This is a genomic window from Pelomonas sp. KK5 (genome assembly GCF_001984095.1).
Lineage (GTDB): Bacteria > Pseudomonadota > Gammaproteobacteria > Burkholderiales > Burkholderiaceae_C > KK5.
Genome location: NZ_LYVQ01000236.1, coordinates 1 through 10066 on the forward strand (window position 1 = coordinate 1; position 10066 = coordinate 10066).

The following is a 10066-nucleotide window of genomic DNA, read 5'->3' on the forward strand; positions in this document are numbered from 1 at the left end:
GTCCACGGCCGTGTACAGGCGGCGCGCCTCGTAGGCGCTGCGCACCAGCACCAGGCCGCTGGCGACCACGGCCACCATCAGCAGGAAGTTGAGCTTGCCGAGCCAGGCGTTCATCGCGTGCCCTTCACTCGCCCCGGCGACGCTTCTGGTGCACCGGCGGCAGCGGCGCCTCGGTGCGCTCGGCCACGCGCAGCACCGCCGAGCGGGCGCGCGGGTTGGCCCGCACCTCGGCATCGCCCGGCTTGATGCGGCCGAGCGCCCGCAGCGCCAGCGCCTTGGGCGCGGCGAAGGGCGCGCGGCGGTCCACCACCTCGCGGCTGTTGTCGGCGATGAAGTTCTTGGCGATGCGGTCTTCCAGCGAATGGAAGCTGATCACCGCCAGGCGCCCGCCGGGCGCCAGCAGCGTCAACGCGGCAGCGAGGGCTTGCTCAAGCTCTTCAAGCTCGGCATTGACGTGAATCCGAAGCGCCTGAAACGTACGCGTTGCAGGATTCTGGCCTGCCTCTCGGGTCTTGACCGCGCGAGCCACGACCTCGGACAGCTCGTCTGTGCTTCGTACGGGCTGACCACTCTCGCGGCGAGCAACAAGCGCCTTTGCAATCTGTGCAGCAAACCGTTCTTCCCCATAATTTCTTATCACCTCCGTGATCTCGCGCTCCTCGGCGCGCGCCAGGAAATCCGCGGCGCTCTCGCCGCGGGTGGTGTCCATGCGCATGTCCAGCGGGCCGTTGAAACGGAAGCTGAAACCGCGCTCGGGGTTGTCGATCTGCGGGCTGCTCACGCCCAGGTCCAGCATCACGCCCTGCACCTGCCCGACGCCCAGCGTTGCCAGCTGCGCGCGCATGTCGGCAAAGGCCGAATGGACGATGGAAAAACGCGGGTCATCGACCCGCGTGCTGCCCGACGTAGCGGCCGCAATGGCCTCGGGGTCGCGGTCGAAGGCGATCAGCCTCCCCTGTGGGGACAGCTTCTCCAGCAGCAGGCGCGAATGCCCGCCGCGGCCGAAGGTGCCGTCCACATAGATGCCGGACGGGTCGTTGAGCACGCCGTCCACCGTCTCGTGCAGCAGCACGGTGGTGTGGGAGAAGTCTGCCGAGCTGTCCATGGCCTCAGATCACGAATTCCTGGATCGACTCGGGCATCGCGGCGATGTCCAGCTTCGCCTCCTCGACCTTCAGGGCCTCGGGGTCCCACAGCTCGAAGTGGTTCTTCATGCCCAGCAACATCACGGACTTGCCGAGGCCGGCGCTCTCGCGCAGCTCGGGCGAGACCAGGATGCGGCCGGCGCCATCGATGTCGACATCGATGGCATTGCCGAGGTAGCGGCGCTTCCAGCCGATCGAGGACATCGGCAGCGCCCCGATGCGCTCGCGGAAGCTCTCCCACTCGGGCCGCGGAAAGATCATCACGCAGTTCTGCACGTGCAGCGTCAGCGTGAGCTGGCCGCCGCAGAGCGCCTGCAGCAGTTCGCGATGGCGTGTCGGGACGGCCAGACGCCCCTTGGCATCAATTGCCAAGGCGCTCCGCCCCTGAAACACAACACTTGCCACCGTTTTCCCACTGTCTGCCACTTTTCAACACTATAGCGGCCGAATTGGGTCGATTCAAGCAAGCAGGGTGAAAAATTTCAATCAAATCAAGGACTTACAGCCTCTTTCTCTTGTGGGTTTCTGAAATGAAATCTCTTAAGAATGAAGGACTTGCGGAACGGTGTGGAAGTGGTGGATGAGGTTTCAGATTCCCACTTTGACGATCTTGTAACGATCCAGCGTCTGCATCCGCGCGATCTCGTGGCGCACGATCGGCAGCGGGTAATCGCGGCCCAGAACGATGCCGGCGGCTTCCAGATCGACCGGCCGGGCCAGCCAGGGCGCGTGGATCAGCTTGTCCGGCAGCTTCGCCAGCTGAGGCAGGTAGCGGCGGATGAACTGGCCCTGCGGGTCGAACTTCTCGCTCTGCGAGACGGGGTTGAAGATGCGGAAGTAGGGCTGCGCGTCGCAACCGGTCGAGGCCGCCCACTGCCAGCCGCCGTTGTTGGCGGCGAGGTCGAAGTCGTTCAGGTGCAGCGCGAAGAAGGCCTCGCCGCGGCGCCAGTCGATGCCGAGGTCCTTGGTCAGGAAACTGGCCACGACCATGCGCAGGCGGTTGTGCATATAGCCGCTCTGCAGGATCTGCAGCATCGCGGCGTCGACCAGCGGATAGCCGGTCCGGCCCTCGCACCAGGCCTGGAACCAGGCGTCGGCTTCCTCGCCTTCCTCCCACTTGATCGCGTCGTAGGCCGGCTTGAAGGCGCCGCGGACCACATGCGGATGGTGGTGCAGCACCTGGTGGTAGAAGTCGCGCCAGACCAGTTCGGAAAGCCAGGTCGCCGCGCCCGGTGAACGCTCGCCGCGCTCGTGCGCCAGCGCGGCGAGCTGGCGGATCGACACGGTGCCGAAGCGCAGATGCACCGACAGGTAGCTGGGGCCGCGCACGGCGGGGAAGTCACGGGCGCGGTCGTAGCCGTCGATGCGGTCGACGAAGTCCTGCAGCAGCGCCTGCGCGCCGGCGATGCCCAGCGGCAGCCTGAGCGCGGCCAGGTTGCTCGGCTCGAAGCCGAGGGCCTTCAGCCCGGGCAGCGACTCGCCTTCCGGCCGCCGCGCCAGCCGGGCCGCATGGCGCTCGACCGGATAGGGCTTCAGGTAGAACGGCGCCAGCTTCTTCAGCCAGGCATTCTTGTAGGGCGTGAACACGCTGAAGGGCGTGCCGCCGCCGGTCATCACCTCCCTGCGTTCGAAGATCACATGGTCCTTGACCGTGTGGAAGCGGATGCCGGAGGCAGCCAGGCGCTCGCGCACGGCCTCGTCGCGGGCCAGCGCGGCCGGCTCGTCGTCATGGCTGGCCACGACCAGGTGCACGTCCAGCGCCACGGCCAGCCGGGTGATCTCTTCCTCGGCCCGGCCGTGCCGCACGATCAGGCCGGCGCCTTCGCGCAGGCCGCGCAGCGCGCCGTCCAGCTCGGTGACCGCGCCGTGGATGAACTCGACACGCCGATCCCTGCGCGGCAGCGGGTCGAGGATGGCGGTGTCGAACACGAAGCCGCACCAGACCTGGCCGCAGCGGATCAGCGCGTGATGCAGGGCGGCATGGTCATCGGCGCGCAGGTCGCGGCGGAACCAGACAAGACAGCGTTGGGAAGGATCCATGGCGGTGGCGCGGGCCAGGGCAAGCGAACCCTCGCGGGTGACGAATGCTGGGCGGACGGTATCGAAGGTGTGACGCTTATCATCGCCGGTCCGCAACCGCCCTCGTTGGAGAACAACCGATGCCCGGCACCCCCGCCCGCAAGCGCAAGGCGCAGCACGACCCGGCATTGCCGGACCTGGCCCCGGGGGCTAACTCCTATCTTCAGCGCATCCTGAACGCCCGCGTCTACGACGTGGCCAAGGAAAGCTCGCTGACGCCGGCCCGCCAGCTCTCCAAGCGCCTGGGCAACAAGGTGCTCCTCAAGCGCGAGGACGAGCAGCCGGTGTTCAGCTTCAAGCTGCGCGGCGCGTACAACAAGATGGTCAACCTGACGCCCGAGCAGCGCGACCGCGGCGTCATCTGCGCCTCGGCCGGCAACCATGCCCAGGGCGTGGCGCTGTCGGCCAAGAAGCTCGGCTGCCGCGCGGTGATCGTGATGCCGGTGACGGCGCCCAAGGTCAAGGTGGACGCGGTCGCCGGCCACGGCGGCGAGGTGGTCCTGCACGGCGACAGCTTCACCGATGCCTACGAGCACTCGCTGCTGCTGGCCAAGGAACAGGGCCTGACCTTCGTCCACCCCTTCGACGACCCGGACGTGATCGCCGGCCAGGGCACCATCGCGATGGAGATGCTGCGCCAGCACCAGGGCCCGATCGACGCGGTCTTCGTCGCCATCGGCGGCGGCGGGCTGATCGCCGGCGTCGCGGCCTACATCAAGGCGGTGCGACCGGAGATCAAGGTGATCGGCGTGCAGACGCAGGACTCCGACGCCATGGCCCGCTCGGTCAAGGCCGGCAAGCGGGTGACGCTGGCCGACGTGGGCCTGTTCGCCGACGGCACCGCGGTGAAGCTGGTCGGCGAGGAGACCTTCCGCGTCACCCGCGCGCTGGTGGACGGCTTCGTCACCGTGGACACCGACGCCGCCTGCGCCGCCATCAAGGACGTGTTCGAGGACACCCGCAGCATCCTCGAGCCCTCGGGCGCCCTGGGCGTGGCCGCGGTCAAGAAGTACGTGGCCGAGACCGGCGCCAAGGGCCAGACCTTCATCGCCATCACCTCCGGCGCCAACATGAACTTCGATCGCCTGCGCTTCGTCGCCGAGCGGGCCGAGGTGGGCGAGCAGCGCGAGGCGGTGTTCGCCGTCACGATCCCCGAGGCGCGCGGCAGCTTCAAGCGCTTCTGCGAGCTGCTGGGCCCGCGCAGCGTCACCGAGTTCAACTACCGCATCGCCGATGCCGACAAGGCGCACATCTTCGTCGGCGTGTCCATCAAGCAGAAGGACGAGGCCGCCCGGCTGGCGCGCACCTTCAGCAAGGCCGGTTTCCCCACGCTGGACCTGAGCGACGACGAACTCGCGAAGCAGCACGTGCGCCACATGGTCGGCGGCCGCACCGAACTGGCGCGCGACGAACGCCTGTACCGCTTCATCTTCCCGGAGCGGCCCGGCGCGCTGATGCGCTTCCTCTCCAGCATGCACCCGGACTGGAACATCAGCCTGTTCCACTACCGCAACCAGGGCGCCGACTACGGCCGCATCCTGGTGGGCCTGCAGGTGCCCAAGGGCGATCGCGCCGCGCTGCGCGAGTTCGTCGAGTCGCTGGGCTATCCGCACCAGGACGAGACCGACAACCCGGTCTATCAGTTGTTCCTGCGCTGAGATTGGACAAGCCGCGGATGCATCGCGCCGCGCCTTGCTACAGAATCAGGCGGCCATGCATCAAACCCTGATTTCCCCCACGGCCAATCCCGACCTGGAGCGCGCGCTGCGCGACCGGGTCGACCGCCGCTCGGCCATCGCCGGCGGCCTCGGCGAACTGGAGCCGCTGGCCGTGCGCCTGGGCCTGGTGCAGAACACGCTGACGCCGCGCTTCCGCGATCCGACGCTGGCCCTGTTCGCGGCGGACCACGGCCTGGCCGTCGACGGCATTGCCTCGCTGTGGGGCCGCAGCACGCAGGAGCAGACGCTGATGGCGCTGCAGAACCGCCTGCCGGTCTCGGTGTTCGCCCGCGTGCAGGGCCTGCAGTTCACCGTGGTGGACTGCGGCGTGGCCGACACCCTGCCCTCGCACGCGCGGCTGATGGCCCGCAAGATCGCCCACGGCACCCGCAATGCCCGCGTGGGCCCCGCGATGACGCTGGAGCAGGCCCATGCCGGCCTGCGCGTGGGCATGGAGATCGCCGAACACCTGCCCGGCAACGTATTGGCCTGCGCCGGCCTGGGCCAGGGCTCGGCCGAGAGCGCGGCGCTGGTGCTCTCGCGGCTGGCCGACGTGCCGGTGCGCGAGTTCGTCGTCTCCGGCCCCGACATGCGGCAGGACGAACTGGCCCACCTGCTCACGGTGCTGCAGAACGCCCAGGCCCGCCACCGCGAGGCCCATGACCCGATGGACGTGCTGGCCGCGTTCGGCGGCTTCGAGATCGCGGTGATGGTCGGCGCGATGCTGCTGGCGGCCTCCAAGCGCATGCTGATCGTCGTCGACGGCATCGCCGCCTGCGCGGCGCTGAAGCTCGCCGCGCTGATCGCCGCGCCGGTGACCGACTACGCCGTCTTCTGCCGCAGCCACGCGCACCGCGGGCTGGACGAAGCACTGGCCCTGTTCCACGCCTCGGCGCTGCTGGAGCTGGGCATGGACAGCTGCGACGGCACCGGCGCCGCGCTGGCCTGGCCGATGATCCGCAGCGCCGCCGCCTTGCTGACCGAGCTGCACGAGACGGCCGAGAACCGCACGGGCATGAACCGCCCGCCGGACGACGACGCCAACCTGCCCGTCCTCAACTGAGGACCGCGGTCAGCTGACTTCAGCTGTTAGGGTTGACCGGGTTGCCCTGGTTGTCCACCGGCGGCGGCGTGCCCTGCGGCACCACGACCTGCTGAGGCACCGGCTGCGGCATCTGCACACCGCCCGGCGGTTGCGCGAATGGCGTGCCGCCGCGCGGGCCGGGCTGGGCGGGCATGCCGCCGAGGTTCACCGGCGACGGAGCCGCCGGCGCAAGGGTCCCGGTGCTTGCGCTGCCGGGCGCAGCCAGCTTCAGCGTCATGCTGACCACGCCATCCTTGCCCAGCGAGGCCGAGCGCGAATCGACGGACAGCAGCTGCAGCTCGTTCTCCAGCATGGCGCCGATGCGCACCGTGCGCGGCGTGCCGTCCACCGCGATCAGGGCCACGCCCTCGCCGTCGGCGCGGCCCGCGCGCGGCGCGACCACGCCCAGCAGCGTGTAGCGGCTGTCGGCCGCCGGCCCGGGATCGGCGCTGGCCACCGGCGTCGCGCCGAGCAGGCGCGTCAGGTCCGCACGCGCGGCCTGCGAACCGCCCAGCGGCAGCACATGGGCCGGCGTCGCCAGCGGCCGCGCGCCGAGCTGCAGGCCCCAGTACACCGCACTCAGGGCCAGCAACGCCCAGACAAGGAAAGCCATCAATCGCGCAAGCATCGGACGATTATGATGCAAGCCGATTTCAGCCCCCTTGGCCATCCAGCGCCCGAACCTTCATGCAATCCCGTATCCGTAAACAGGCCGGCTTCACGCTGATCGAGCTGATGGTGGTGGTCGTCATCATCGGCATGCTGGGCGCGCTGATCGTGCCCAACGTGCTCGAGCGCCTGGACGACAGCAAGGTCACCGCCGCGCGCAGCCAGGTCAATGCGCTGATGCAGCAGCTCAAGCTTTACAAGCTGGACAACCAGCGCTACCCCACCGCCGAGCAGGGCCTGGACGCGCTGGTCCACAAGCCGACCACCGGCACCATCCCGCCCAACTGGAAGCCCTATATCGACAAGCTGCCGCCGGATCCCTGGGGCAATCCGTACCAGTACGCCAATCCCGGCGTGAACAACGAAGTCGACGTCTACAGCTTCGGCGCCGACGGCAAGGTCGGGGGCGAGGGCAAGGATGCGGATATCGGCTCGTGGCAGTAAGCCACTCCAGCGCGCGCCTCACGGCTTCACGCTGATCGAGTTGCTGGTGGTGGTGGCCATCGTCGCCATCGCCAGCGCGGCCGTCGTGATGGCGCTGCGCGACCCGGCCGCGACACAGCTGGAGCGGGAGGCCGAACGCCTGGCCGGCCTGTTCGAGGGCGCCCGCGCCGAGAGCCGGGCCTCCGGCATGGAGGTCGACTGGCTGCCCCTGGTCGACGATGTCCATGGCGACCAGTTCCGTTTCGTCGGCCTGCCCGACACCGCCCCGATGCCGCGGCGCTGGCTGAGCCCGGACGGCGTGGCGGTCGAGATCGTCGGCGCCCGCAGCGTGAAGCTGGGGCCGGAGCCGATGATCGGCGCCCAGCGCGTGATCCTCAGCCTGGGCCCCCAGCGGCTGGAGCTGAGCACGGACGGGCTGGCGCCCTTCACCGTCGGGTCGCAGGCGCAATGATGATGACGAGGCGCTCGCAAGGCTTCACGCTGCTGGAAGTGATGGTGGCCCTGGTCATCGTCGCCGTGGCGCTGGCCGCCGGTATGAAGGCCGCCGGCGCGCTGACCGACAACGCCGCGCGGCTGCGCGACGTCACCGTCGCCCAGTGGTGCGCGCAGAACCAGCTCACCGAACTGCGGCTGAACCACACCTTCCCCGGCAGCGGCGAGTCGACCTTCAGCTGCGAGCAGCTGGGCCGCAGCTACCAGGGCCGGCAGGTGGTGCGCAGCACGCCGAACCCGAACTTCCAGGCGGTGGACGTGATCGTCAGCGACGAGCAGGGGCGCCAGCAGCTGACGCTGTCGACCATCGTGGGGCGCTATTGATGGGTCGCCGCCAAGCCGGTTTCACGCTGGTCGAGGTGATGGTGGCCCTGGTCATCATGACGGTGATGGCCCTGCTCGCCTGGCGCGGCCTGGACGCGCTGCTCACGAGCCGCACGATCTCCCAGCAGCACCTGGACCAGAGCGTGAGGCTGCAGTCGGTGCTGGAGCAATGGGAGCTTGACATGCGTGGCATGCAGGACACCGTCAAAGTGCCCCAGTTGACCTACGACGGCAGCACCCTGCGCATCACCCGCCAACGGGCCGGCGGCATGCAGGTCGTTGCCTGGAGCGTGCGCAACGGCGGCCTGTACCGCTGGGAGAGCCCGGTCGTGCAGTCGGTGGTGGCGCTTCTGCAGGGCTTCCAGCAGGCCGGCGCGCTGCAAGGCCAGGCGGGCATCCGCGTGCTCGACGGCGTGGCCGGCTGGCAGATGTACTACTACCGGAACAACAGCTGGACCAACGCCCAATCCACCGGCGCCACGCCCACCGGCGTGCGCATGCTGCTGCAGTTCGGCGCGGACAGCGGCTTCGCCGGCCCGCTGACCCGCGAGATCGTCGTGGGGCCATCGGCATGAAGCACCATCGCCAGCAGGGCGCCGCCCTGCTCACCGCGCTGCTGATCGTCAGCCTGGTCGCGAGCCTCGCCGCAGCGATGGTCTGGCGGCAGTACCGAGCCGTGCAGGTCGAGGCCGCGGAGCGCGCACGCGCCCAGGCGGACTGGATGCTGCAGGGTGCGCTGGACTGGGCACGCATCATCCTGCGCGCGGACGAACTGGCCAATCGAAACAAGCGCTGGGACCATCTGGGCGAAGTCTGGGCAGTGCCGCTGGCAGAGGCCCGGCTGTCCAGCTTCCTGGCGCAAGGCCAGGGCGTCACCGACACCACGGACGCCGGCCCCGACGCCTTCCTGTCCGGCGGCATCACCGATGCCCAGGCGCTGTACAACCTCTACAACCTGATCCCCGTGGCCCCTGCGACAACGGTGTCCAAGGTCGAGATGGACGCCTTGGAACGCCTGTGTGCCATCGCCGGCGCTCCACCGGACACGGCTCGATTGATCGCAGAACGATTGCCGGCCGCCTATGCGACGACGGCCGACGTTGAAACGGCTCCCTTGCGGCCAGTCAACCTGGATCAGTTGGCGTGGTTCGGGCTCTCGCAGGACACGATCGAGCGCCTGCGCCCCCTGATGGTGATCCTGCCGGAGCGCACGCTGCTGAACCTGAACACGGCATCGCGCGAGGTCATCGCCAGCACATTCGACAACGTCGACCTGGCCTCCGCCGAACGCCTGGTTCAGGGCCGCAAGTCCGCACCTCTGGACAGCCCGGCGGCTGCGGCGGCCTATCTGCAGCCGGCGGTCATCCAGGATCCGAACTTCGTCAATCGCGCATCGGTCTTCTCCAGCTACTTCTTCGTCACCGGCCGGCTGCGCCTGGACCAGCGCGTCCTGCAGCAGCGCTCGCTGGTGCAGCGCTTCAGCGACCTGCGCGTCCTGACCCTGCAGCGCCAGCTGATCGGCACCACACCGGCTTCACCAGCCGGCTGAATCACTGCAACTTCACGCCCCTAGAATCAGCCGCCCGATGAGTACGCTGCTCCTGCACCTCCCCCCGCGCCGCCGCGCCAGCACGCCCGGCGAGCCGGCGGCCGAGTTCGATTTCCTGCTCAGCGAGGATGGCGGGCGGCACATTGCCCGCCAGGGCCGCGCGCCGGCGGCGCAGCTGCCGGCGGCCGAGCTGGTCGTCGCCATCCCGGCGGAGTCCGACATCGCCTGGCACCGCGTCACCCTGCCCCGCGCCGGCCGGCAGATGCGCGCCGCGCTGGCCGGCCTGCTGGAGGAAGCGCTGCTGGACGATCCCGAGCAGCTGCATTTCGCGCTGGCGCCCGGCGCCGCCCCGGGCGACGAGGCCTGGGTCGCGGTCACCTCGCGCCCCTGGCTGGCCGCGCAGCTGGCCGCGCTGGAGGCCGCGCAGGTCTTCGTCGACCGCGTGACCCCGCTGGCCTGGCCCGAGGCCCAGCCGCGCGGCCACTTCGAGGACACCGGCCGCAGCGAGACCCCGGTCGTGCTGCGCTACAGCCACGCGGACGGCGTCGCCACGCTGCCGCTG

At 69.4% G+C, this 10066-nt stretch carries 12 protein-coding genes; 8 read left to right on the top strand and 4 right to left on the bottom strand.

The features are described 5' to 3' along the window. Positions 1 to 124: 124 nt before the first annotated feature. From rsmH to B0W88_RS26105, 3 genes are all read right to left on the bottom strand, one after another. Positions 125 to 1105, bottom strand: a complete 981-nt coding sequence (gene rsmH, locus B0W88_RS26095; RefSeq protein ID WP_077037517.1) for a 16S rRNA (cytosine(1402)-N(4))-methyltransferase RsmH — start codon at positions 1103 to 1105, stop codon at positions 125 to 127. A 4-nt stretch (positions 1106 to 1109) separates the two neighbouring features. Beyond that, positions 1110 to 1538, bottom strand: a complete 429-nt coding sequence (mraZ, locus tag B0W88_RS26100) for a division/cell wall cluster transcriptional repressor MraZ (RefSeq protein WP_077037518.1) — start codon at positions 1536 to 1538, stop codon at positions 1110 to 1112. A gap of 195 nt (positions 1539 to 1733) precedes the next feature. Then, the gene (locus B0W88_RS26105) at positions 1734 to 3185 is read right to left on the bottom strand and encodes a deoxyribodipyrimidine photo-lyase (RefSeq protein WP_077037527.1); all 1452 of its coding nucleotides are present in this window, start codon (positions 3183 to 3185) and stop codon (positions 1734 to 1736) included. A gap of 119 nt (positions 3186 to 3304) precedes the next feature. On the opposite strand from B0W88_RS26105, the gene ilvA reads away from it, so the two are divergent. Further along, positions 3305 to 4882, top strand: coding sequence for a threonine ammonia-lyase, biosynthetic (gene ilvA / locus B0W88_RS26110; protein ID WP_077037519.1), 1578 nt, complete (start codon positions 3305 to 3307; stop codon positions 4880 to 4882). A 55-nt stretch (positions 4883 to 4937) separates the two neighbouring features. Then, positions 4938 to 6005: a nicotinate-nucleotide--dimethylbenzimidazole phosphoribosyltransferase gene (locus B0W88_RS26115; protein ID WP_077037520.1), complete on the top strand. Its 1068-nt coding sequence runs from the start codon at positions 4938 to 4940 to the stop codon at positions 6003 to 6005. A gap of 19 nt (positions 6006 to 6024) precedes the next feature. On the opposite strand, the gene B0W88_RS34500 is transcribed toward B0W88_RS26115, so the two are convergent. Next, positions 6025 to 6639, bottom strand: coding sequence for a hypothetical protein (locus B0W88_RS34500; RefSeq protein ID WP_198937939.1), 615 nt, complete (start codon positions 6637 to 6639; stop codon positions 6025 to 6027). A 74-nt stretch (positions 6640 to 6713) separates the two neighbouring features. Between B0W88_RS34500 and gspG the strand changes: the two genes are divergently transcribed. The 6 genes from gspG to gspL all read left to right on the top strand — a co-directional run. After that, on the top strand, positions 6714 to 7139 hold the full coding sequence (gspG, locus tag B0W88_RS26125) for a type II secretion system major pseudopilin GspG (RefSeq protein ID WP_077037522.1): 426 nt from the start codon (positions 6714 to 6716) through the stop codon (positions 7137 to 7139). After that, positions 7114 to 7590 carry a prepilin-type N-terminal cleavage/methylation domain-containing protein gene (locus B0W88_RS26130; protein ID WP_077037523.1) on the top strand — a complete coding sequence of 159 codons (477 nt, stop codon included), beginning with the start codon at positions 7114 to 7116 and terminating at the stop codon, positions 7588 to 7590. Before gspG ends, B0W88_RS26130 begins: the two co-directional genes overlap by 26 nt. After that, positions 7590 to 7955: a type II secretion system minor pseudopilin GspI gene (gene gspI / locus B0W88_RS26135; protein WP_369973934.1), complete on the top strand. Its 366-nt coding sequence runs from the start codon at positions 7590 to 7592 to the stop codon at positions 7953 to 7955. The genes B0W88_RS26130 and gspI overlap by 1 nt, the downstream gene beginning before the upstream one ends. Further along, positions 7955 to 8530: a prepilin-type N-terminal cleavage/methylation domain-containing protein gene (locus tag B0W88_RS26140; RefSeq protein WP_077037525.1), complete on the top strand. Its 576-nt coding sequence runs from the start codon at positions 7955 to 7957 to the stop codon at positions 8528 to 8530. The genes gspI and B0W88_RS26140 overlap by 1 nt, the downstream gene beginning before the upstream one ends. Beyond that, positions 8527 to 9504 carry a type II secretion system minor pseudopilin GspK gene (gene gspK, locus B0W88_RS26145; RefSeq protein ID WP_077037526.1) on the top strand — a complete coding sequence of 326 codons (978 nt, stop codon included), beginning with the start codon at positions 8527 to 8529 and terminating at the stop codon, positions 9502 to 9504. The genes B0W88_RS26140 and gspK overlap by 4 nt, the downstream gene beginning before the upstream one ends. Before the next feature lie 37 nt (positions 9505 to 9541). Next, the coding region (gene gspL, locus B0W88_RS26150; RefSeq protein WP_233151847.1) for a type II secretion system protein GspL at positions 9542 to 10066 on the top strand (525 nt) is incomplete at its 3' end.